Here is a 21,705-nt window from a genome sequence, read left to right on the forward strand (position 1 = left end):
TAAGTGAGAGTGGATGCTTTACGACGCGTATGAAGTGCAGCGCAGCTGGCTGGCCGGTGCAGGACAGCTTGCGAACCTCTCCTCCAATTGGCTGAGCAACAGTGCCAACCCGTTGAGCTATCACGGGATGAGCGGGATCGTGTCGGCCAGCCTCGACGTCTTCGCCCATGCCGCCGCGACGCGCGGAAAGCCGGCTTTCGGGCTCGACACCGTCACCATCGACGGCAAGTCGCTGCCGGTCCGCGAAGAGATCGTCGACCGGATGCCGTTCGGGCAGCTGAAGCACTTCGTTCGCGAAGGCGCCCCCGAAGGACAGCCGCGGCTGCTGATCGTTGCCCCCATGTCCGGCCACTATGCGACGCTGCTTCGCGGCACGGTGGAGCGGCTGTTGCCCGGCCATGAGGTCTACATCACCGACTGGCGCGACGCGCGGATGGTGCCGCTCAGTGAGGGCACGTTCGACCTCGACGATTATGTCGACACGCTGATTGGCTGGCTCGGCAAGATTGGCCCGGGCGCGCACATGCTGGCCGTGTGCCAGCCGAGCGTCCCGGCCTATGCCGCGACTGCGCTGATGAATGCCGACAACCATCCGGCCACGCCGCGCACCCTGACGATGATGGGTGGCCCGGTCGACACCCGCGAAGCGCCGACCGCGGTCAACACGCTCGCGACCGAGCGTCCGCATGCCTGGTTCCAGCAGAACGTCGTGTGTACCGTTCCGGCCATGTATCCGGGCGGTGGCCGCAAGGTCTATCCGGGCTTCCTGCAGCTCGCCGGCTTCATGACCATGAACCTCGGCAGCCACCTCGTCAGCCATTGGGAGATGTTCAAGCATCTGGTCGACGGCGACGAGGAAGGGGCCGATGCGACCCGCGACTTCTACGACGAATATCGCTCGGTCTGCGACATGACCGCCGAATTCTACCTCCAGACGGTCGACGTGGTATTCCAGCGCCACCTGCTGCCCAAGGGCGAGATGATGCACCGCGGCCAGCGGGTCGACCCGGCGGCCATCACCCGGACCGCGCTACTGGCGATCGAAGGCGAGCGCGACGATATCTCGGGCGTGGGGCAGACCAAGGCGGCGCTGAAGCTCGCCACCAAGCTGCCCGCCGCGAACAAGAAATATCACCTCGCGGAAGGCGCGGGCCATTATGGCATCTTCAACGGCCGCAAATGGCGCGAGAAGATCGCGCCGGTGGTCGAGCGGTTCATCGCCGCCCACGACTGAGCCATCGACGAACAAGAAAAAGGCCGGCTCGTCGCGTGACAGGCCGACCTTTTTCGTTGCGACGCTTCAATCCGTTCAGGGGCTGACGGAAATCTGGTCGGGAGTGTTGTTGCCATCCGCCAGCAGGAGGGCGGCAAGGCCACCCAGCGCGGCAAGGCCGACGAGCAGGGGAAGGATTCCAACCCCGCCGCCAGCCGCAACGGCTGCAGGCGTGGCGATCGGAGCGGCGTCGGCAACCGGCGGGGCGACCGGCGCGTCGAGAGTCGGGAACACGCAGCCCGAAGCGCCCTGAACGGCGGCACCGGCAGCGGCGGCGGCGGCCGAGCCGCACAGGGCTTGGCTCGACGACGGAGCGGCGAAGGCACTGAGTGCAGCCCACGGGCTGTAATCGACGGCTGCGGTCGCCTGGGCAGCGGCGGAGGCGGGTGCCGCGGCCAGCAGGCTCAGGCTGCAGAAGGCTGCGACGAACTTGGAACGACTAGAAATCATGCGAGTATCCCCTCGACGCACGCGCGGCCCCGGTAAAGCTACTGGGAGCAATCACCCGACAGAACGCGCTTCGCCCACGGCAGTTGCATCCTTTCCCCTGCATCGGCGAGATTAAGAAGTCTGGCGGGGAGCGTGACTTGAATGTCACGGCTGCATGGTTAAGCGGCTTGGCCACCGTGACCGACACTCCCCCCATTCTCCTTGTCGCCAACAGCAGCTGGAATCTCTCGCACCAGCGCGGCGGGCTGATCCGCGCATTCCAGGCGGAGGGCCGCTGGCCGCTCGAGGCGGTGGTGCCGCTGGGGGATCCGCCGGTAGGCTCGCTCCCGACCTATCAGGTGCCCCTGGTCGCCGACGGTACCGCCCCGCGCGCCGAGCTGAAGAGCCTGGTGGCGCTGATCGCGCTGTTTCGCCAGGTCCGCCCGGGGATCGTCCTCGGCTTCACGCCCAAGGGCAACATCTATGCCGGCCTGGCGGCCCGGGCCACACGGCGGCCGTTCCTGCCCAATGTTTCGGGACTGGGTACCGGCTTCATCCGCGGCGGCTTGTTATTGAAGATCCAGGCCGCCCTTTATCGCGAGGCGTTTCGCGGGCTTCCCACCGTTTTCTTCCAGAACCGGGACGATGCCGCCCTGTTCGAGAAAATGGGGCTGGTCACCCGCCGTCAGGTGGCGCTGATCCCGGGCTCGGGAGTCGATTGCCGCGCCTTCACCGCTCCGCCGCCAAAGCCGCGCAGCGACGGCAGGCTGAAGCTCGTCTTCGTCGGCCGGTTGCTCGGCGACAAGGGCGTGCGGGAGCTGGCCGGGGCCATGCGGCGCCTGAAGCCGGGCTATCCCGGCCTCTCGCTGACCCTGGTGGGCGAACTCGGAGCGGCCAATCGAACCGCCGTCTCGCGGCAGGAGCTGGACGGCTGGGTGGGTGAGGGGCTTCTGACCCATGCCGGCCGCACCGACGACGTTCGTCCGTTCATCGCCGCCGCGGATGCCGTAATCCTGCCCTCCTACCGCGAAGGTATGCCCCGCGCCCTGCTTGAGGCGGCGGCGATGTCCCGGCCCCTGCTGGCCTCAGACGTGCCCGGTTGCCGGGAGATCGTCCGGGACGGCGACAATGGCCTGCTGTTCGAGGTTCGTTCGGAAGAAGCGCTCGCTTCGGCAATCGAGCGCTTCATTACCGCCGGGCCCGAACAGCGCCGGTCGTGGGCGCTGCGCTCACGCGAAATCGCCGAGCGGGAATATGACGAGCGGCTGGTGATCGACGCTTATCGAAGCGCAGTCATCGCCTTGACAGGAAAAGGTCGCTAGGGGGCGCGGCGATGTTTCGCCGTTTCTTCCAATCGCCCCGCGCCGCCGCGCGTGGCCAGTCCGGCTGGCGCGCGTACGTCGTCGGCGACGTGCACGGCTGCCTCGATCTGCTCGACAAGCTGCTGGCCGACATCGCCGAGGATCATGCCCTGCGTGGACCCGCGCGAGGACTGATCGTCCTGCTTGGCGACCTGATCGACCGTGGCCCCGATTCCGCCGGTGTACTCAAGCGGTTGCGGGAATTCGACCGGCCCGACTTCCGCCTGGTCGGCCTGGCCGGCAACCACGAGGAAGTGCTGCTCAAGATCCTCGCCGGTGACCCGACCGAGGTGGCGGGCTGGCTTCGGTTCGGGGGGGCCGAAACCTTGCTCAGCTACGGCGTCGACGCGAAGGAGCTTGAAGCGCTCAGCCCGGCGGCCGCGCAGCGGCGGATCGCCGAGGCCGTGCCGCGGCAGGACCGTCATTTCCTCGAGCAACTGGCGGATTCGATGCGGTTCGGTGACTTCCTGCTGGTCCACGCCGGCATCCGCCCAGGCGTCCCGCCCGAACAGCAAAGCCTGCGCGACTTGCGCTGGATCCGCGAACCTTTCCTTACCGATACCCGCGACCATGGGATGGTCGTGGTCCACGGCCACACCATCAGCGAACGGGTCGAGGCCGTCGGTTCGCGGATCGGGATCGACACCGGTGCCTATGCCACCGGTCGGCTGACGGCGCTGGCCATCGAGGGCGACCGGCGCTGGCTGATCGATACGGTGGACGGCTTGCACGAAACGGAGAAGAGCCTTGTTTGACGCGCTGTTTTCCGCCCCCGGCCTCGCGCCTCACGTGGCCGAGATGCGGGCCCGCCCGCGCCGCTGGCTGGTCACCGGTGCGGCGGGGTTCATCGGCTCCAACCTCGTCGAGGCGTTGCTGCGGCTCGACCAAGAGGTCGTCGGGCTCGACAATTTCGCCACTGGCCACCAGCGCAATCTCGACGAATTGCTGGGAGCGGTCAGCCCGAACCAGGCCGCGCGATTCCGCATGATGGTCAGCGACATCCGCGATGCGCGCACCTGCGCCGAGGCCTGTGCCGGGGCGGAGGTGGTGCTCCACCAGGCCGCCCTGGGGTCGGTCCCGCGCTCGATCGCCGATCCGCTGACCAGCCACGAGGTGAATGTCACCGGCTTCGTCCAGATGCTCGACGCCGCTCGCCACGCCGGAGTGTCCCGCTTCGTTTATGCCGCTTCGTCCAGCACCTACGGCGACGAGCCCAATCTGCCCAAGCGCGAGGAGCGGATCGGCAACCCCTTGTCACCCTATGCGGTGACCAAGCTGGTCAACGAGCTGTACGCCGCCGTCTATGCACGCAGCTACGGCTTCAAGGCGACCGGCCTGCGTTATTTCAACGTCTTCGGTCCGCGTCAGGACCCCCATGGCCCCTATGCCGCGGTGATCCCGCGCTGGGTCGATTCCCTGTTGTTGGGGGAGGGGATCGTGATCAATGGCGATGGCGAGACGAGCCGCGATTTCTGCTTCGTGGCGAATGCCGTGCAGGCGAACCTGCTTGCCGCGCTTGCCCCCGACGAGGCGCAGGGCGAGGTCTTCAACGTCGCCGTCGGAGAGCGGACCAGCCTCAACCAGCTGTTCGCCTTGCTGACGGACGGACTAGCGCGGCACGGCCGCAATGCGCTGGGCGAAGCGAGCTACGGGCCGTTCCGGGCGGGCGACGTCCGCCACAGCGAAGCCGATATCGGCAAGGCGGCGCGGGTTATCGGCTATGCCCCCACCCATGACATCGCTGCGGGCCTTGCCGAGGCGTTACCCTGGTACCTGGCGCAGGCGGCCGGGAAGCGGGATTGAGCCTGTTGCTTGCCCGGCCGATGCTTTAAGGTCATGGCGAGTTTGGAGTAAAAAAGGTCCGAACATGCGTTCAACGTTGAAATTGCCCGTCTTTGCGGCCGGCTCTCTTGCCCTGGCGCTCGGCGCCTGCGCCGACAAGCCGGGTGGCCCAATCCCGTACAACGTGACGCTTGCGCCGCCGGACCAGCCGCGCGCCCTCAGCCTGGAAGAGAATTATCGCATCGCGCCGCTCGACACGGTGACGGTGAACGTGTTCCGCCAGAAGGACCTGTCGGGCGATTACGAGGTCGATCTGACCGGCCGGATCAGCATGCCGCTGATCGGATCGATCGAAGCAGTGGACCTTACCACCGCCCAGCTCGACCAGAAGGTCACCGCCGCCTACGCCAAGAAATATCTGGTCAATCCGGACGTCGCGGTCGGGGTCAAGTCGTCGACCCGGCGCGCTGTCACCGTCGATGGCGCGGTGAAGTCCAGCGGTTCCTACCCGATCAACGGCCCCCTGACCCTGCTGCAGGCGATCGCCCTTTCCGGCGGAGCGTCGGAAGACGCCAATTTGCGCCGGGTGGCGGTGTTCCGGACCGTGTCGGGCCAGCGTCAGGCGGCCGCCTTCGATCTCCAGCAGATCCGCCGTGGACAGGCGGTCGATCCGCCCATCTATGCGGGCGATATCGTGGTGGTCGACGGGTCGGGCGTGAAGGACACGCAGAAGCGGATCCTCAATAACATCCCGATCCTCTCCATTTTCCGGCCGTTCTGACCCACCGGGGTCGGGCTGCCGCAAAGGAACAGCAATCTTGAATCGTGATCTCGCCTTCAGTCCCAACGGGCGCCTTCCGGCGGCTCCTGGCGACCTTCCGCCGGGCGCCGCGGCGCCGGTCAACCGCGCCCGCACCGCCGTGCATCACAACCAGCTGGACCTGGCGAGCCTGCTTCGCATCGTCCGCGAATGGCGCTGGCTGATCCTTGCCGCGATGGTGCTCGGGCTGGCCGGCGGGATCATCCTCACCATGCTGACCACGCCGCTCTACCGGGCGGTGGCGACGCTGGAGGTCAATCCGCCGCAGGTGCAGGTGCTCGACAAGGACGATTCGCAGAGCCAGTCTTTCCAGAGCTGGGACTTCATCGCGACCCAGGTCGGCCTGCTGCAAAGCCGCGCCGTGGCCGAGCGCACCGCGCAGGACCTGAACCTCGCGGCCAATCCGGCCGTCGCCGGAACCGAGGGTTCGCTGCAGGACCGACTGGCCCGCGCCACCAGCGTGGTGGCCGGCGGCCTCAACGTCACCATGCCCGAAGAAGGCACGCTGATCCGCTACACCTACACCTCGACCGATCCGCAGCTTGCTGCGACCATTGCCAATGGCGTTGCCGACAGTTTCATCAACGCCGGCCTCCAGCGCCGGTTTGAAAGCTCGGCCTATGCTCGCCAGTTCCTCGAGCGGCAGATCACCAAGACCCGCGGCGACCTCGAGCGGAGCGAGCAGTCGCTTGCCCGCTATGCGCAGGCGGAGGGGATCATCACGCTCAGCGGCGGCGGGCAGGGCAGTTCGGGTTCGCCAGAGGCCGGCAACTCGTTGCAGGGGGACAGCCTGGCCGCAATCAACGCCGCTTTGGCGCAAGCGACTGCACGCCGGGTAGCGGCCGAGGGTGCCTATCGCGCCTCCGCGGCATCCGGTCCGGGCAGCGCGGTCACGGCCTCGACCCAGGCCCTCCGCGCCAGCCGCGCCCAGGTCGAGGCGGAATATAGCGAAAAGCGCGCGTCGCTTCAGCCCGATCACCCCGAGATGATCAGCCTGCGCGAACGGATCGCCGAACTGAACCAGCAGATTGCCCGCGAAGGCGCGCAGGCCAGTGCCGGCGTCAACAACACGCTGGCGGCCGAATATCGCGGCGCGGCAGCCGCCGAGCGGGCACTTCAGGCGCGGGTCAATTCCTTGAAGGGCCAGGTCCTCGACCTGCGCGGCCGCAGCGTCCGCTACGGGATCCTGCAGCGCGAGGTCGATACCAACCGCAGCCTCTATGATGCGCTGCTTGGCCGCTACAAGGAAATCGGCGTCGCCGGCGGCATCGGCACCTCGCCGATCTCGATCGTCGATCGGGCCGAGCCGGCAGGCTCGCCGTTCAAGCCGAACCTCCCCAAGAACCTGCTGGCCGGCCTTGCGCTTGGCCTGATCGGCGGGCTTGGGGCAGCGGTTGGCCTCGATCTCCTGCGCGACACCATCCGCACCCGTGAGGACATGCGGTCCAAGCTTGGGCTCGCCTGCATCGGCCAGATCCCCAAGCGCCAGACCAAGGGCGATTTCGTCGAGGACCTCAAGGATCCGGGTTCATTGGTGTCCGAAGCCTATAGCGCCACTGCTGCGGCGCTTCGCTTTACCACCGAACATGGCGCGCCGCGGGTGATGATGGTCACGTCGACCTCGCCGGCCGAAGGCAAGTCGTCGTCGGCGCTTGCGCTGGCGCAGAACTTCGCCCGCCGCGGGGTGAACGTGCTGCTGATCGATGCCGATCTTCGCAAGCCGGCCTTCCGTGCCGCCAATGACGAGATCGGGCTGACCAAGCTCCTTACCAACGAGGAGGAACTGCTCGGCCACGTCGCGCCGACCCAGTTCGACAATCTGTCGCTGCTGCCGTGCGGAACACTGCCGCCCAACCCGGCCGACCTTCTCGCCACCGCGCGGTTCGGAATGATCATCGAGGAAGCGCTGCAGCACTTCCAGATGGTGCTGGTCGATTCACCGCCGGTGATGGGCCTCGCCGATGCGCCGCTGATCGCCCACACCTGCCGCAATGTGCTGTTCGTGGTCGAAAGCGCCCGCACCCGCACCCGGCAGGCGGCCGAGGCGCTCAACAACCTCGAGGCTTCCGGCGCCCACCTGCTGGGCGGTCTGCTGACCAAGGCCAGCGAGGCCAATGGCAACTACAGCTACTATAATTATCGCTACGGCGAGCTTGCCGACAAGCGGGAGCGGATCGCCCTTATTCCCCATCATCAGGAAGGGTGATGCGGGGAGAGGGGGCCGCGTCGGCTCGGCGATCATGTTTGGAATGGCTGGGGCTCGCAGCGGTCCTGCTGCTTGCGGTGCAGGCCGGCCGTTCGGCGTTCGTCGCCGCCGAAGGTGAGCGACGTCCGGCTGCGGCGCACGCCGTGTGGCCCTCGCATCCCGTGCCGCAAGCGACCCTCGCCCTTGCCAGCATCGGTGCCGCGGCCCGCGAAGGCCGGGCGCCGGACGCGCAGGCTTTGGAGCAGATCCGCAGCGTCGGGCGGGCCGATCCACTTGCCGTAGATCCGCTGCTGGTGACGGCGACCGCGCGTCTTGCTGCCGGCGACCGGCAGGAGGGCGAAAAGCTGTTGAAGGCCGCGCTCCACCGCGAGCCGCGCTCGTCCGCCGCCCACTTCCTGTTGGCCGACCTCTACGTCCGCGAGCAGCGGGTCGGCGACGCGCTGGTCCATGTCGGGGTGCTCGGCCGCCGGATCCGCGGCGGCGGTGCCGAGCCGTTCGCGGCGGCGCTTGCGATCTACCTGCGCGATCCTTCGAAGATCGCCGAGGTGCGCCCGATGCTGCAAGGCAATGCGGCGCTTCGCAAGTCGGTCATGATCAACCTCTCGCAAGACCCCTCCGCGGCCACCTCGCTGCGCCTGCTGACCGGGCGCGGGGACAGCGGGGAGGAGTGGTTCCGGAACGCCTTCGAGCGGCAACTCGCGGGTGGCAACGTCGGCGGGGCACGCGCCTTGCTCGCCGCCGCGCGGGTTCGCGGCGGCGGCACGGCGCTCACGCCCTGGTCCGCCGGCGACGAGGCCGGGCCGCTGTCCTGGCGCCTGCCCGCGACGTCGGACGGGGTGGTCGAGCCGGTCTCGGGCGGTCCGCTGCGGCTGGTCTTCTATGGCCGGGCCGATGCTTCGCTTGCCGACCACCTGCTATTGCTGCCGGCTGGCCGCTATCGCTTCGAGGCCCAGTTCGCCGGGACGCCCCCGCCCGGCACGTTCGAATGGCGCGTGACCTGCCTGCAGGGCGCGCGCCCGCTTGCCACCTGGCCGGTCTCCGCGCCCGCGAGCGCACAACTTCTGGACGTTCCCGCCGATTGCCCGGCGCAGCGCGTGGCATTGTGGGGACGTCTCGGCGAATTCCCGCGCACGACCTCCGCAGAACTTGTCCGGGTCGCCCTCAATCCGGTGATGGCCACGCCATGAGCATGACCGTTCGCCACCTGGCGGTGCCGCTGTTCCTGATCGCCTGCCTGCTGCTTGGCGGCAGTCCGCAGGGGATCTGGCGTAACCTGATCCTGCAGGTCGGCGGCCTGTCGCTGATCGCCTGGGCCCTGCTGTCGAGCCGGCGGAGCCATCCGACCAGCGCCGGTCGCCTCCTGCTGTGGCTGGGCGGATTATGGTTCGCCCTGGTCCTTCTCCAGCTCATACCGCTTCCCCCGCAATGGTGGAGCGTGCTGCCGGGCCGCGCCCCGGCGGTGGAAGGCTTCGTGCTGCGCGGCGAGCCCTTGCCGTGGCTTCCGCTGTCGCTCGCTCCGGCCCAGACGTTGTCGACCCTCCCGTTGCTTGCGGTCCCCCTCGGCGTGATCGCGGCGGTGGTCGTGCTCGGTGCCTATCGTTCGCGCTGGGCAGTGGCGGCGCTGGTCAGCGGGACCTGTGTCTCGGTCCTGCTCGGCGCGGTCCAGCTCAGCCAGGGCGGGCCCTACCTGTTCGACAATTACAATACCGAGCGGGCAACCGGGCTGTTCGCCAACAGCAACCACCAGGCGACCCTCCTGCTCGCCACCCTGCCGTTCCTCGGCGCGCTGATCGGCCAGCAGCAGCAGGAGGGCCGCAAGCGCCAGTCCGCGGCGCTTGGCCGGATCGTGATCGCGCTGGGCGCGGTGGCGGTGATCCTCCTTGGCATCATCCTCAATGGGTCGATGGCCGGGCTTGGCCTGCTGCTGCCGGTGGGGCTCGCCAGCCTTGCGGTCGCCTTGCCCAACACCGGCAAGGTCCCGCGGCTGCTCGCCGGGGTCGCGCTGCTGCTGATGCTGGCGGCGATGGTCGGGATCGGGGTCCTGACGGACGCCGGAAGCAATGCGACCTCGCTTGCCACCCGGTCCGACATCTACCGCATCACGCTTGCCGCGATCGGCGATACCTTCCCGGCCGGGACCGGGCTGGGCAGCTTCCAGACTTATTATCGCCTGTACGAAAATCCGGCGCTGGTGGATTCCTTCTTCATCAACCACGCCCACAGCGATCCGCTGGAATGGATCCTCGAAACCGGCCTGCTCGGGGCGCTTCTGCTCGGCGCGCTTTTGCTGTGGTGGGGGACCCGTGCGCTTCGCCTGTGGCGGGCGCCCAAGCCCGACCTCACGGCGCTGGCGGCGACCATCGCGTCGGGCGCGATCCTGGCCCACAGCCTGGTTGACTATCCGCTCCGCGATGCGGCGATCCAGGCGGTGTTTGCCCTGTCGCTCGCCTTCATGGCGGAGCCGCGCAGCCATTCGAGCGAAAGCCGGTCGCGCTCTCGTGGGCAGGACCGTGCGCCCCGCCATCTGACGCTGGACGACGATGGCCCTCTCAGCGGGTAAGCAGGAGCCCGAACTTGCGGGTGAGTTCGCTGAGGAAGTAATGCGATCCCGGGACCATCAGCAGTTGCGAGCGATGGATCGGGATTGTGCCGAAGCGCTGTGCGGTCGGCTCCCCGGGATTGGTGATCGCCCCCAGCGCGATCCGAACCAGTCGCAGCGTTGCGCCATCGCCCTCGAGCCCGTCGGGAAGCCTGGTCCCGAGCAGCCGATTGGCGAGGATCAGGCCGGCCGCCACCGTCCGACCGGCGCCGAGGCGCGGAGCCTGGTCGGCGATCGCCGCAAGCTGTTCGGGCGGGGTCCGCGCTGCCAGGGCGGCGAAGTCGGCCAGCCACTTGAGGCGGAACCAGGCGCTGGAAGCGCCATGCACCGCCAGATAGGGCAGCAGCAGCCGCTCGGGCAGGGTCGGCAGCGTGAGCCTGCCGCGCACTTCCACCATTCGCGGGGTGACCGTCGCCACCGCGCCCGGCAGCAGCGACGGATGGTCGCCGAGGCGGCTGTGCAGGTCGAGCAGGATTCCATCGTCGCTGCGCCACTGGCTTTCCTTGCGGGCGCGATGCCAGTCGACCGGATCGACCGAGGGGTCGGGCACCTGCTGGACGTAGCCCAGCGCATCGAGCAGCCGGGCCGCCTTGCCAATGGCGCCTGGCGGCACCAGCAGGTCGATGTCGAGCTGCTGCTTGATCAGGGGATCGCCCCACGCCAGCGCGCCGAGCGTCTGGCCCTTGACGAAAAGATGCGGCAGCGAGGCGCTGGCGAAGGCGTGATGAACGCGCCCGCTCTCCACCACCATCGCGAAACCGTCCGCCGCGATCCGCCGCGCCGCAGCGCCGATCGGCTGGGCACCCAGCGGCACGATACCTGCCCGGGTCAGCGTTTTCCAAACCAGCCCTTCGACACGGTGACGCCTGGCGAGCGTCGCCAGCCGGGCGCCGTCCGCAGCGGCCAGCCGGGGTCCGAGCAGTGCAAGGTCGGCATCGCTCAGCCCGGGGCGGCAGCAATCGGCAAGAAGGGCGAGCATCGGCTCCATGCCGCAGTCCTTAGCGGCGGCGCGGGCGAAAGCCACCGGGGCCGTGCATGGTAAGTCTCGTTCGCTTGTTCGGACTGACCCTGTCCAGCGAACTGCCGCTACCGGGGCTGGTCGCCGCGCCCGAGGGCTCGGCGGTCGACGTGACCATCTGCCGCGGCTCGGTCGGAGCCGAGGCCGACCTCGTCATCCCCGAGGCCGGCTCGTTCGTGGTCCGCGCCGGGCGGGAGATCATCGTCGATGCGCTGCCCGGCATTCCCGAGCGCAACGTGCGCCTGTTCCTGCTTGGCAGCGCAATGGGGCTGCTGCTGCATCAGCGCGGGCTGTTCCCGCTTCACGCCAATGCCGTGGCATTAGACGGCCGGGCGATTGCGGTCGCCGGTGCGACGGGGGCGGGCAAGTCGACCCTTGCCGCCTGGTTCTCGCGGCAGGGGCTCGGGCTGGTCGGGGACGACGTGATCGCCCTCAAGCCGACCGGCGAAGGAATGGTCGCGCTGCCCGGGCCGCCGCGGGTTCGCCTGTGGCGCCAGTCGCTCGACACCTTCGGGCTGGGCAGCGAGGGCCTTGAGCCTAGCTACGTCGATCCCGGTTTCGACAAGTGGGACCTGCCGGTCCCGCTCAGCGACCATGAAGCGGACGAATTGCCGCTGGGGTGCATCTATGTCCTGAGCGACGGGCCGGGCATCGCGATCCACCGCCTGGGCGGCGCGGCCGCGGCCGGAGCCTTGTTCGACCACACTTATCGCGGTGCTTATGTCGAACAGGTCGGCGGCGCGGCGGGGCATTGGCAGGCCGTGGCGCGCATCGCGGCCTCGGTCCCGGTCTTCAGCCTCGAACGCCCGCGCGACCTCAGCCAGCTTGATGGGCTGGGCCACGCCCTGCTTGATCACGCGCGGGCTGCAACCGCTCGAACAGACGACGCGGATCGGTCAGCAGGACAAGGGTAAGCCCGCTCGCCCCGCAAATCGCCAGTCCCCACAGGTAGGGGATCTGGGTGCCGTTGAAGGCCTGGCCGATGGCAAAGCCCGCAAGCGCGGCAAGCACGGTGCTGACGACCCCCTGGATCGACGAAGCCATGCCCGCCTGCGGCGCCATTCGCTCCATCGCCAGCGTGTTCATGTTCGCCGCGCAGAAGGAGAAGCTGGCCAGCACCAGCGCCTGGCCGATCACGAAGCCGGTGAGGTCCTCGCCGTAGAAGGTGGCGATCGTGGCATGGCCGAGCGCGAACAGGGAAAAGGCCACCGTGCCGGTGTGCGCCACGCGCCGCAGCCCGTAGCGGCCGACCAGCTTGCTGTTGGTGAAGCTCGCCAGTGCCATCGGGGCCGCGACCGCGCCGAATACGATGCCGATCAGTTCGGGACGACGGAAGACGTCGAAGACGATCTGCTGGATCGAAGCGATGTAGGCGATCAGGCCCGAGAAGAGGGCGGTCTGGGCCAGGGTGTAGCCAAGCGACTGGCGATCGGTGACGACCGCGCGGGCGCCCTCCAGCAGGTCGCCGAGCCCAAGCGTCCGGCGATGCTCGTCCTTCAGCGTCTCGGGGATGCGCAGGAAGGCCCACACCCCGACGACGATGCCGAACAACCCGAGCGCCCAGAAGATCGCCTGCCACGGGCCGACGGTCAGGATCAGCTGCCCGATGCTCGGCGCAAGCACGGGGATGACCATGAACACCATCGCGACCAGGCTCATCACCCGGGCCATCGCCTCGCCTTCGAACAGGTCGCGGACCATGGCGAGCACGATCACCCGCGTGGCGGCCGCGGCGGCGCCCTGGAACACCCGGGCGAGGATCAGGATCTCGAACGTCGGCGCGGCCGAACAGAGGAAGGCGAAGACGACGTAGATTGAAATGCCGATGGTCAGCATCGGCTTGCGCCCGAAGCGGTCGGCGAGCGGGCCCCAGAACAGCTGCCCGACACCGAACCCGAAGGTGTAGACGATCAGCACCAGCTGGCGGCGGTTCGCGTCGGTCACGCCAAGGTGGCTGGCGATATCCTCCAGCGCCGGGATCATCGAATCGATCGCCACCGCATTGAGCGCCATCAGCGCGGCGAGCAGCGCGATCGTCTCGCGCGCGCCGGGACGGGGCCCGGAGCCGAGCGGGGAGGGGTGATGAAGGGAGACCATTGGGAAGGCTGCTCTACGCGCCGCCGGGGGTGCTGGTTCCAAGGCTCGGCACCGTGGAGATCGGCCGCCAGCCATCGGCGAAGCGGGCTTCCTCGCCGGCATGGATGCCGCCCGCGATGAATATTGCGTCGATCCCGAATGCCGCGGCGCCCGCCATGTCGGTCTGGAGCCCGTCGCCGATGGCCAGCACCGCGCCCCGGTCAGGGTCGCCGCCCAGCTTCAGCGCGTGCTGGTAGATGGCGGGATAGGGCTTGCCGTACCAGATCACCCGCCCGCCCAAGGCCTCGTAGGCGTCTGCCAGCGCACCGGCGCAGACCATCACCTCGCCCATGTGATGCACGATGCGGTCGGGGTTGAGGCAGTGCATCAGGACGTCCGCCGCCCGCCATTCGGCAAGGCGGCCGGCATAATCCTCCACCGTTTCGCCGACATCCAGGCCGGCACAGGCCAGTTCGGCGAATCCGCCATCGGCGACGACCAGCCCGCGCGCGGTAAGGTCGGCGAGATCGGCCGCCGTCCCGCAAAATCCCACCGGGCGCCCCCGTACCGCGGCAAGTCCGGCTTCGCCCGCCGTGACGATTCCGTCGTTACGCGCCGGATCGAGCCCGAGGCGGAGCAGCTGGTCCCGGATCGCGTCGGCGCTGCGCGGCGCATTGGTGACGAACAGCACCGTCCGTCCCTGCTGCTTCCATGCGGCCAGCACGTCTGCCACGCCGGGGAAGATGGCGAAGCCGTCATGGACGCAGCCCCACAGGTCGCACAGGATCAGCCGGTAGCGGTCCGGCAGCGCGTTGAGGTCCACCGGCGGTCAGGTTTCGGGTGGTGGCGGCGGCATGTGGCTCGGCGCCGCCGGATGCTCGATGATCGGCGATTCCTCGACGTCGAGCGGGCCTTCCCACTTGGCGACCAGCACGCTCGCCACGGCATTGCCGACGACGTTGGTAGCCGAGCGGCCCATGTCGAGGAAATGGTCGACCGCCAGGATCAGCAGCAGGCCGGCCTCCGGGATGTTGAACATCGCCAGGCTGCCCGCGATCACCACCAGGCTCGCGCGCGGAACCCCGGCGATGCCCTTGCTGGTGACCATCAGGGTCAGCAGCAGAAGGATCTCCTGTCCGATCGACAGATCGATCCCATAGGCCTGCGCGATGAAGATCGTCGCGAAGGTCATGTACATCATCGAGCCGTCGAGGTTGAACGAGTAGCCCAGCGGCAGGACGAAGCTCGCGATGCGCGGCGGTACGCCGAACTTGTCGAGCGCTTCCAAGGTGCGCGGGTAGGCGGCTTCCGACGAGGCGGTGGAAAAGGCCAGGACCAGCGGATCGCGAATGTACCGCGCGAGATGGGTGACCCGGCTGCCAACCGCGACGAACGCCACGCCAAACAGCAGCAGCCACAGGATGACCAGGCCAAGGTAGAAGCTGCCGATGAACTGGCCAAAGGTGATGATCACCCCCGGTCCGTTTTCGGCGATGGAGGCGGCGACCGCGGCGAACACCGCGAACGGGGCCAGGCGCATGACATAGCCGGTGACGACCAGCATGACCTCGACCAGGCCCTCGACCGCGCGGACCAGCGGCTTGGCCTTTTCGCCGACCGCGGTGATCGCGACGCCGATGAACAGCGAGAAGACCACGATCTGCAGGATCTCGTTCGAGGCCATGGCCTCGATGCCCGACGCCGGCACCACGTGGGTGACGAACTTGGCGAGGTCGAAGTTGGAGGTGTCGACGCCGCTCGCCGCATTGACCGGCGGCAAGGGCAGGTTGAGCCCGACGCCCGGTTGCAGCGTATTGACCAGGATCAGGCCGAGCGTCAGCGAAATCAGGCTGGCGGTGATGAACCAGGCCATGGTCCGCGCCCCGACCCGGCCAAGCGCCGCGGTATCGCCCATATGCGCCACGCCCGCGACCAGCGTTGCGAACACCAGCGGCGCGATGATCATCTTGATCAGGCGCAGGAACAGGGTGGTGATGATCCCGAAGTAGCCGGCGATCGCTTCAAGCTGCGCCTTGCCCTCGGGCGTGGCGTCGCCGACCCCCGCATTGATCGCCCAGCCGGTAATCAGGCCGAGAACGAGGGCGAAGAGGATGTACCAGGTCAGGCGTTTGGCCACGCGGGAAAGTCCTTGCAACGACAGTTGGCCCGGGATTGAAGCCCAAAGCTGGCGAACGCAAGGGCTGAGGCCGGTGCGGGAGCCCGGAGCGGTTCGTCCCGGGCCCCCGCCTTCGAACCTCAGGCCAATTCGACCTGCCCGTTCCTGACCACTTTCTCGGCGAGCGGGCCGTTGAGCTCCGCGAGATGATCGAAGCCCGCCTCATAGGTGGCAAGGCCGTGGCTTAGGCTGCGCAGTTCGCCCTCGAGCCCCTGCAGTTCAGCTTCGGGCACCAGCGCCTCGATCCGGTCCCACCCGGACCAGCCGTCGCGCGGGACCATGCCAAGCAATTGCCCGCGCCGCGCGGCAAGCGCGCTTCCGACCTTGCTTGCGGCGGTGGAGGGCGTCGTCACGATCACCTTGTGCACCGGTTCGAGGAGATGCGGCTGGGCGGCGGAAAGCGCCTCCTGCATCGCGATCCTGCCGGCGGTACGGAACGCGAGCTCGCTTGAATCCACGCTATGATAGCTGCCGTCGGTCAGGGTCACCGCAACGTCGACCACCGGAAAGCCGAGCGGGCCCTTGCCGCAGGCGTCGCGAACACCCTGCTCGACCGCCGGGACATATTGGCGGGGAATGGCGCCGCCGTGGATTTGCTCGGCAAAGGCAAAGCCCTCGCCGCGCTGGCGGGGGGACAGATCGATCACCACGTCGCCGAACTGACCATGGCCACCAGACTGCTTCTTGTGCCGTCCGCGCTGGGTCACGCCGCGGCGGATCGATTCGCGGTAACGGACCCGCGGCGTGCGTTGGGTGACCTCGACCCCGTGCCGCCGCTTGAGCCGGGCCAGGACGACGCCCAGCTGCTCCTCGTTGACCCCCGACAGGACCAAAGCGTGATCCTCTTCGTCATGGTCGACATGGAGGGTGGGATCCTCCTCCGCCAGCTTGTGGAGTGCGCCCGACAGCTTGACGTCGTCCTTGCGGTCGGCCGGCTGGATCGCGGCCCGCATGTTGCGCGAGGGCAGCGGCACATCGAGGGCAGGGGGCAGCGGCCCGGTTCCGGCCCAGTCGCCGGCGTGCAGGGAGTCGGCCTTGGCAAACGCCACGACCGCGCCCTCGGGCGCTTCGCCCAGGCGCTGGTTGCGCTCGCCCTGCAGCGCGAACATCGCGCTTGCCTTGAGCGTCCGGCCGTCGGCGGTGGCCAGTTCCTGCCCCTCCCTCAAGGGGCCGCCGAGCAGCCGGCCGATGACCAGCCGGCCAAGCTGGTGGGCATGGCTGACCTTGACTGCATGGACGGCGGGCCGATCCACTCCCAACCGGTCGGCAGTCGCCGACGGAGCGGGTGCCTCATGGCGCAGCGCCTTCATCAGCCGCCGCACTCCGAAACTGCTCGAGGCGGACCCGAACAGCACCGACACGCCAAGGTTTTCGCTGGTTTCGCGGGCAAGGTCGTCCAACACGCGGGCAGGCTCCGGCACCTCGTCCATCAGCACCTGCTCGAGCAGGGCATCGTCATGGTCGGCAAGCTGTTCGAGCAGGCGGGTGCGGGCCTGGGCCTCGACCGCGTCCAGTTCGGCCGGCATCGGGATCGGCTCGGACGGCTTGCCCGGGCGGTAATGAAAGGCGCGTTCCAGCGCGACGTCGATGAAACCGGTGACCTTGTCGCCGGTGGTGATCGGCACCTGACGAGCGATCAGCGGCGACACGCTCAGCGGCTGCAGCGCTTCCAGCAGCTCGCCGATCGAGGCCCGCGCGCCGTCGATCCGGTTGACGAAGATGAGGTGGGGCAGGCCAAGCTCGTCGAGCAGCCGGAGCATCGGCGCTGCAAGCGGTGCGCGGGCGGGATCGGGATCGACCACCACCACTGCCAGATCGGCCAGCGCCAGTGCGCGGGCGCCATCGGCCTGGAAGCCGGTTCCGCCCGGTACGTCGATCAGCGCGAAATGCTCGCCCAGCCAGTCGAACCCCATCAGGTTGAGTTCGGTCGATCCGCCCCGCGCCCGAGCTTCCGGGCTCCAGTCGCCGACGCTGTTCCGGGCGGCGGTGTCGCCTTGCCGGTCGATCGTGCCGCTGGCGTACAGCATCGCCTCGGCAAGGCAGGTCTTGCCTGCGCCCGCCGGACCGACCAGCGCGATGGCTCTCGTGCCTGTGATGGCCTCATGCATGGTTGCAACTCTCCTTGCGTCCGGGTTGCGGCGCGCTGAGTCGCTGTGGGCGCCTCACGCGCCAGGGGAGGGCAAGGGTCTGCCTGTTGGACATGGATGGCAAGGGGAACGGTCGCCGCAAACCGGCGGTTGGGCGATTATCGTATTTTCGTTTCTGACCCCCCGGAGTTCCGCCCCTCATGGCCAGTGCCGCCGCAGCCCGCGACAAGGGCCGATCCGCGACATCGCCGACCGACATTCCCTCGCAGGGCTGGATCGAGATCGCCAAGCGGACGTGGAGTCAGGTCGGCAAGGACAATGTCGGGATCGTCGCGGCGGGAGTCGGCTTCTATTTCTTCCTGGCGCTGGTCCCGCTGCTCGGCGCGACGGTGCTGACCTACGGATTGTTCACGACGCCGGAGGCGGTGGTCCGACAGGCGCAGGGGCTGACCGCCTTCCTGCCGGGCGGAGCCGCCAAGCTGATCGGCGAGCAGATGCTGAACGTCGTCGAGACGTCGGGAGAGAAGAAGGGCCTCGGCCTCCTCCTCGCCATCGCGGTCGCCTTTTGGGGGGCGCGCAACGCCGCGGGCGCGATCGTCACCGCCCTCAACATTGCTTACGGGGCGGAGGAGAAGCGCGGCATCGTCAAATCGACCATGCTGGCGCTGGCGATGACGCTTGGCGCGATCATCATGGTGGGGGTGGTCGGCGTCGCGATCGCTATTCTGGCGGCGGTCGAAAGGCTGCTTCCCGCCGCCGGACCGGTCGGGCGCTTCCTGTTCTCGGCCGTCACTTATGCGATGCTGGGCGCCATGGCCGCGGCGGCCGCGGCGACGCTCTATCGCTACGGGCCGAGCCGCCAGCGTGCCCGCTGGACCTGGCTTACCCCGGGTTCGCTATTCTTTGCGGTGGTGTGGCTGCTGCTCACGTTGGGGTTCGGTTTCTACGTCCGCAACTTCGCCAGCTACGGAGCGACCTATGGCGCCCTGTCGAGCGTGGTGGTGCTGCTGACCTGGCTCTACCTCTCGAGCTATGTCCTGATCTTCGGTGCCGAGCTCAACAGCGAGGTCGAGCACCAGACCGCCAGAGACACATTCGCAAAACCGGGCGAGCAATCGCCGGGTGCGCGCGGGACCTTTGGCGCCGATCACGTCGTCCAGAAGGAAAATGAAGAGCGGCCGCCGGTCGACGCCCGCCCGATTGAAGTCGTTGCACCGCAGCGGGAAGACGACAGGGGCCATCCCTATCTCGCCAGCCGCCTCGCCTCACGCACCGGACAGCTGGCCGGCGCACGCAGGATCTCGATGCTGAGTTCGGGGCTGGCGACGCTTGGCCTCGGGTTCCTCAGGAAGCGCGGGTCGGAAAAGGCCGGTGCGCTGCTGCTGGTGACCGCTGCCGGACTTGCGCTGCTGAACCGCCGCTAGCGCCCCGCGGCGATGTCGCGCAGGACGGGGCCGAGCGAGGAGGGATGGACCAGCTTGGCGGCTTCCTCGGGCGCGAACCAGCCGCGCTGCCGTTCGTCGGCTTCGGGATAATCCTCGGCCACGCTTTCGACACGCAGCGGAAACACCGCCATCTGCCACTCGATCTCGCCCGCCAGCCGGTAGCGCTTGCGCTTGGGGACCACCGTCAGGACGGTGTTGGCGACGGTGCCGCTGACCCCGGCCTCCTCCCAGGCCTCACGTTCCGCGGTGGCGGCAAGGGGTCGGCCACGCAGGGCCCAGCCCGCCGGGAGGACCCATCGCCCCGACGACTTGGCCTTGACCAGCAGGACTTCGAGCCGCCCTTCGTGGCGGCGCCAGCACAGCGCACCGGCCTGGGCCGGCTTGCCGCCGAGGCGCGGCACTTCCAGCGTGTAGAGAAAGCGGCAGAACGGAGTGTGGATGCCCATGAGGCGCTCCACTACTCCATCATGGTTAGCGAGTGGTGACTATTCGGCGGGAAGCAGCCGCTGCTCGGTCGCGCTCTTCATCAGCGCGGCCTGCAGCTTCTCGAACGCCCGGACCTCGATCTGGCGAATCCGCTCGCGGCTGACGCCATAGACCTGGCTCAATTCCTCCAGCGTCTTGGGATCGTCGGCCAGACGGCGTTCGGTGAGGATGAACTTCTCGCGTTCGTTGAGCGATTCCATCGCATTGGTCAGCAGCATGTGCCGGACCTGCTTTTCCTCTTCGTCGGCGACCAGCTCGTCCTGCAGCGGGCCGTTGTCGACCAGGAAGTCCTGCCACTGGCTCTCGGCACCCTCGTCGCCCTTGAGCGGCGCGTTGAGGCTGGTGTCGCCGCCCATCGACATGCGGCGGTTCATCGAGATGACCTCTTCCTCGGTGACTCCGAGATCGGTCGCGATCTTGGTCACGTCGGCAGGCTTGAGGTCGCCCTCCTCGAACGCGTCGATCTGGTTCTTCATCCGGCGCAGGTTGAAGAACAATTTCTTCTGCGCGGCGGTGGTGCCCATCTTCACCAGGGACCACGAGCGCAGGATGAATTCCTGGATGCTCGCGCGGATCCACCACATGGCGTAGGTCGCCAGGCGGAAGCCCCGGTCGGGCTCGAACTTCTTGACGCCCTGCATCAGGCCGATGTTGCCCTCGCTGATCAGTTCGCTGACCGGCAGGCCGTAGCCGCGATAGCCCATGGCGATCTTGGCCACGAGTCGCAGGTGGCTGTTCACCAGCTTGGCCGCGGCGTCGGTGTCGTTATGCTCCCGCCAGCGCTTGGCGAGCATATATTCTTCTTCCGGGGCAAGGATCGGAAATTTCTTGATCTCAGACAGATAGCGGTTGAGTCCGACTTCGCCGGCGCCCGCTGGGATCGATAATGCCTTTGCTTGTGCCATCTTGAAATCACGTCCTTGCCTGTCGGAGCGGCTTTCCCCACCACTCTGACACCTGAAATCCTATACCCCAAGCGCTCTGAACAGTTCCTGCATATCCTGCGGAACGGCGCTCTCGAACGACAGACGGTCCTTCGTCACCGGGTGAACGAAGCCAAGCCGTGCAGCGTGCAACGCCTGGCGCCGGAAGTTGAGCCTGTTCAATAATTCACGCAGCTTCTGCGCCGGGGCGCGGCCGTAGACCGGATCGCCGAGCAGCGGATGGCCGATACTGGCCATGTGGACGCGCACCTGGTGCGTCCGCCCGGTTTCCAGCCGGCATTCGATCCTCGCCGCGACGTTGTTCACCCCCAGGACCTTATAGTGGGTCACCGCGCGCTTGCCGCGATCCGCATCGACGATTGCCATCTTCTTGCGGTCATGCGGCGAGCGGGCGAGGGCGGCATCGACGCTGCCTTCCATCCTGGCCGGACGGCCGCCGACCGCGGCCAGGTAGCGCCGGTCGATGGTGTGCGCCTGGAATTGCCGCGCCAGCCCCTCGTGGGCGACATCGGTCTTCGCCACTACCAGGAGGCCGGTCGTATCCTTGTCGATGCGGTGGACGATCCCCGGCCGCGCCACCCCGCCGATGCCGCTGAGCCGGCCGGCGCAATGGTGAAGGAGGGCATTGACCAACGTCCCGTCGAGATTGCCGGCGGCAGGGTGCACCACCAGCCCGGCGGGCTTGTCGACCACCAGCAGGTGATCGTCCTCGTGGACGATGACCAGCGGAATGTCCTGCGCCGGAGCGCTCGCCTGTTCAGGCTGGGGCACGGTCAGGCGAAACTGTTCGGAGCCGTCGACCTTGAGCGCGGGATCGCGAACCAGGGCCCCGCCACGGTCGAGCGCGCCAGCCTTGACCAGGCTTTTCAGTCGCTCGCGGCTCATCGTCGGAAGGGCGTCGGCAAGCGCGCGGTCGAGGCGCCAGCCCGCGTGTCCGGCGTCCAGCGCCACGTCGATGATGTCGGACCCCCCGGTCATTGGATAGGATAAATTAGGAACCGCC

At 68.1% G+C, this 21,705-nt stretch carries 19 protein-coding genes; 10 read left to right on the forward strand and 9 right to left on the reverse strand.

What is annotated here, in order from left to right:
* Positions 1-13: 13 nt before the first annotated feature.
* The gene (locus GGQ97_RS09670; RefSeq protein WP_168069113.1) at positions 14-1,234 is read left to right on the forward strand and encodes a polyhydroxyalkanoate depolymerase; all 1,221 of its coding nucleotides are present in this window, start codon (positions 14-16) and stop codon (positions 1,232-1,234) included.
* Positions 1,235-1,309: 75 nt separating this feature from the next.
* Here GGQ97_RS09670 and GGQ97_RS09675 read toward each other — a convergent pair whose 3' ends face one another.
* The gene (locus tag GGQ97_RS09675; RefSeq protein ID WP_168069115.1) at positions 1,310-1,723 is read right to left on the reverse strand and encodes a hypothetical protein; all 414 of its coding nucleotides are present in this window, start codon (positions 1,721-1,723) and stop codon (positions 1,310-1,312) included.
* 176 nt (positions 1,724-1,899) lie between these two features.
* On the opposite strand from GGQ97_RS09675, the gene GGQ97_RS09680 reads away from it, so the two are divergent.
* From GGQ97_RS09680 to GGQ97_RS09710, 7 genes are all read left to right on the forward strand, one after another.
* Positions 1,900-3,024: a glycosyltransferase gene (locus tag GGQ97_RS09680; protein WP_168069117.1), complete on the forward strand. Its 1,125-nt coding sequence runs from the start codon at positions 1,900-1,902 to the stop codon at positions 3,022-3,024.
* Between the two features lie 11 nt (positions 3,025-3,035).
* A complete protein-coding gene (locus GGQ97_RS09685) occupies positions 3,036-3,818 on the forward strand; it encodes a metallophosphoesterase (RefSeq protein ID WP_168069119.1) in 783 nt (260 codons plus the stop codon).
* Complete coding sequence (locus GGQ97_RS09690; protein WP_280740503.1) at positions 3,811-4,866, forward strand: SDR family oxidoreductase; 1,056 nt, start codon at positions 3,811-3,813, stop codon at positions 4,864-4,866. The genes GGQ97_RS09685 and GGQ97_RS09690 overlap by 8 nt, the downstream gene beginning before the upstream one ends.
* 64 nt (positions 4,867-4,930) lie before the next feature.
* Complete coding sequence (locus GGQ97_RS09695) at positions 4,931-5,626, forward strand: polysaccharide biosynthesis/export family protein (protein WP_168069121.1); 696 nt, start codon at positions 4,931-4,933, stop codon at positions 5,624-5,626.
* A gap of 37 nt (positions 5,627-5,663) precedes the next feature.
* The gene (locus GGQ97_RS09700; RefSeq protein WP_168069123.1) at positions 5,664-7,871 is read left to right on the forward strand and encodes a GumC family protein; all 2,208 of its coding nucleotides are present in this window, start codon (positions 5,664-5,666) and stop codon (positions 7,869-7,871) included.
* A 38-nt stretch (positions 7,872-7,909) separates the two neighbouring features.
* Positions 7,910-9,058 carry a tetratricopeptide repeat protein gene (locus GGQ97_RS09705; protein WP_168069124.1) on the forward strand — a complete coding sequence of 383 codons (1,149 nt, stop codon included), beginning with the start codon at positions 7,910-7,912 and terminating at the stop codon, positions 9,056-9,058.
* Positions 9,055-10,431: an O-antigen ligase family protein gene (locus GGQ97_RS09710; protein WP_168069126.1), complete on the forward strand. Its 1,377-nt coding sequence runs from the start codon at positions 9,055-9,057 to the stop codon at positions 10,429-10,431. Before GGQ97_RS09705 ends, GGQ97_RS09710 begins: the two co-directional genes overlap by 4 nt.
* Here GGQ97_RS09710 and GGQ97_RS09715 read toward each other — a convergent pair.
* The gene (locus tag GGQ97_RS09715; RefSeq protein ID WP_168069127.1) at positions 10,421-11,458 is read right to left on the reverse strand and encodes a nucleotidyltransferase family protein; all 1,038 of its coding nucleotides are present in this window, start codon (positions 11,456-11,458) and stop codon (positions 10,421-10,423) included. The two genes, GGQ97_RS09710 and GGQ97_RS09715, sit on opposite strands and share 11 nt — an antisense overlap.
* 47 nt (positions 11,459-11,505) lie before the next feature.
* Between GGQ97_RS09715 and GGQ97_RS09720 the strand changes: the two genes are divergently transcribed.
* Positions 11,506-12,402 (forward strand): hypothetical protein, encoded by an 897-nt coding sequence (locus GGQ97_RS09720; protein ID WP_168069128.1) that lies wholly within the window; start codon positions 11,506-11,508, stop codon positions 12,400-12,402.
* Here the strand turns inward: GGQ97_RS09720 and GGQ97_RS09725 are convergent.
* From GGQ97_RS09725 to GGQ97_RS09740, 4 genes are all read right to left on the reverse strand, one after another.
* Positions 12,305-13,585, reverse strand: a complete 1,281-nt coding sequence (locus GGQ97_RS09725) for a multidrug effflux MFS transporter (protein ID WP_168069129.1) — start codon at positions 13,583-13,585, stop codon at positions 12,305-12,307. The two genes, GGQ97_RS09720 and GGQ97_RS09725, sit on opposite strands and share 98 nt — an antisense overlap.
* Before the next feature lie 13 nt (positions 13,586-13,598).
* Positions 13,599-14,387: an HAD hydrolase-like protein gene (locus tag GGQ97_RS09730; protein WP_168069130.1), complete on the reverse strand. Its 789-nt coding sequence runs from the start codon at positions 14,385-14,387 to the stop codon at positions 13,599-13,601.
* 6 nt (positions 14,388-14,393) lie between these two features.
* A complete protein-coding gene (locus tag GGQ97_RS09735; RefSeq protein ID WP_168069131.1) occupies positions 14,394-15,701 on the reverse strand; it encodes a cation:dicarboxylate symporter family transporter in 1,308 nt (435 codons plus the stop codon).
* 119 nt (positions 15,702-15,820) lie between these two features.
* Positions 15,821-17,848: an elongation factor G gene (locus GGQ97_RS09740; protein WP_168069132.1), complete on the reverse strand. Its 2,028-nt coding sequence runs from the start codon at positions 17,846-17,848 to the stop codon at positions 15,821-15,823.
* A gap of 179 nt (positions 17,849-18,027) precedes the next feature.
* Here GGQ97_RS09740 and GGQ97_RS09745 point away from each other — a divergent pair, with 179 nt between their 5' ends.
* On the forward strand, positions 18,028-19,251 hold the full coding sequence (locus GGQ97_RS09745) for a YihY/virulence factor BrkB family protein (RefSeq protein ID WP_168069133.1): 1,224 nt from the start codon (positions 18,028-18,030) through the stop codon (positions 19,249-19,251).
* Here GGQ97_RS09745 and GGQ97_RS09750 read toward each other — a convergent pair.
* Genes GGQ97_RS09750 through GGQ97_RS09760 form a run of 3 tightly spaced genes read right to left on the reverse strand, consistent with a single transcriptional unit; the run spans position 19,248 to position 21,680 of the window.
* Complete coding sequence (locus GGQ97_RS09750) at positions 19,248-19,718, reverse strand: NUDIX hydrolase (RefSeq protein WP_168069134.1); 471 nt, start codon at positions 19,716-19,718, stop codon at positions 19,248-19,250. The genes GGQ97_RS09745 and GGQ97_RS09750 overlap by 4 nt on opposite strands.
* A 39-nt stretch (positions 19,719-19,757) precedes the next feature.
* On the reverse strand, positions 19,758-20,663 hold the full coding sequence (rpoH, locus tag GGQ97_RS09755) for an RNA polymerase sigma factor RpoH (protein WP_168069135.1): 906 nt from the start codon (positions 20,661-20,663) through the stop codon (positions 19,758-19,760).
* Positions 20,664-20,723: 60 nt separating this feature from the next.
* Positions 20,724-21,680, reverse strand: a complete 957-nt coding sequence (locus tag GGQ97_RS09760; protein WP_168069136.1) for an RluA family pseudouridine synthase — start codon at positions 21,678-21,680, stop codon at positions 20,724-20,726.
* Positions 21,681-21,705 lie beyond the last annotated feature (25 nt).

The organism is Sphingomonas kaistensis, from assembly GCF_011927725.1.
Lineage (GTDB): Bacteria > Pseudomonadota > Alphaproteobacteria > Sphingomonadales > Sphingomonadaceae > Sphingomicrobium > Sphingomicrobium kaistense.

Bases quoted from the DNA above. Each gene is read 5' to 3' on its own strand.
- GGQ97_RS09750 (WP_168069134.1), bottom strand. From the start codon at position 19,718: ATGGGCATCCACACTCCGTTCTGCCGCTTTCTCTACACGCTGGAAGTG.
- GGQ97_RS09710 (WP_168069126.1), top strand. From the start codon at position 9,055: ATGAGCATGACCGTTCGCCACCTGGCGGTGCCGCTGTTCCTGATCGCC.
- GGQ97_RS09670 (WP_168069113.1), top strand. From the start codon at position 14: ATGCTTTACGACGCGTATGAAGTGCAGCGCAGCTGGCTGGCCGGTGCA.
- rpoH (WP_168069135.1), bottom strand. From the start codon at position 20,663: ATGGCACAAGCAAAGGCATTATCGATCCCAGCGGGCGCCGGCGAAGTC.
- GGQ97_RS09695 (WP_168069121.1), top strand. From the start codon at position 4,931: ATGCGTTCAACGTTGAAATTGCCCGTCTTTGCGGCCGGCTCTCTTGCC.
- GGQ97_RS09725 (WP_168069129.1), bottom strand. From the start codon at position 13,585: ATGGTCTCCCTTCATCACCCCTCCCCGCTCGGCTCCGGGCCCCGTCCC.
- GGQ97_RS09675 (WP_168069115.1), bottom strand. From the start codon at position 1,723: ATGATTTCTAGTCGTTCCAAGTTCGTCGCAGCCTTCTGCAGCCTGAGC.
- GGQ97_RS09720 (WP_168069128.1), top strand. From the start codon at position 11,506: ATGGTAAGTCTCGTTCGCTTGTTCGGACTGACCCTGTCCAGCGAACTG.
- GGQ97_RS09760 (WP_168069136.1), bottom strand. From the start codon at position 21,680: ATGACCGGGGGGTCCGACATCATCGACGTGGCGCTGGACGCCGGACAC.
- GGQ97_RS09740 (WP_168069132.1), bottom strand. From the start codon at position 17,848: ATGCATGAGGCCATCACAGGCACGAGAGCCATCGCGCTGGTCGGTCCG.
- GGQ97_RS09685 (WP_168069119.1), top strand. From the start codon at position 3,036: ATGTTTCGCCGTTTCTTCCAATCGCCCCGCGCCGCCGCGCGTGGCCAG.
- GGQ97_RS09715 (WP_168069127.1), bottom strand. From the start codon at position 11,458: ATGGAGCCGATGCTCGCCCTTCTTGCCGATTGCTGCCGCCCCGGGCTG.
- GGQ97_RS09745 (WP_168069133.1), top strand. From the start codon at position 18,028: ATGGCCAGTGCCGCCGCAGCCCGCGACAAGGGCCGATCCGCGACATCG.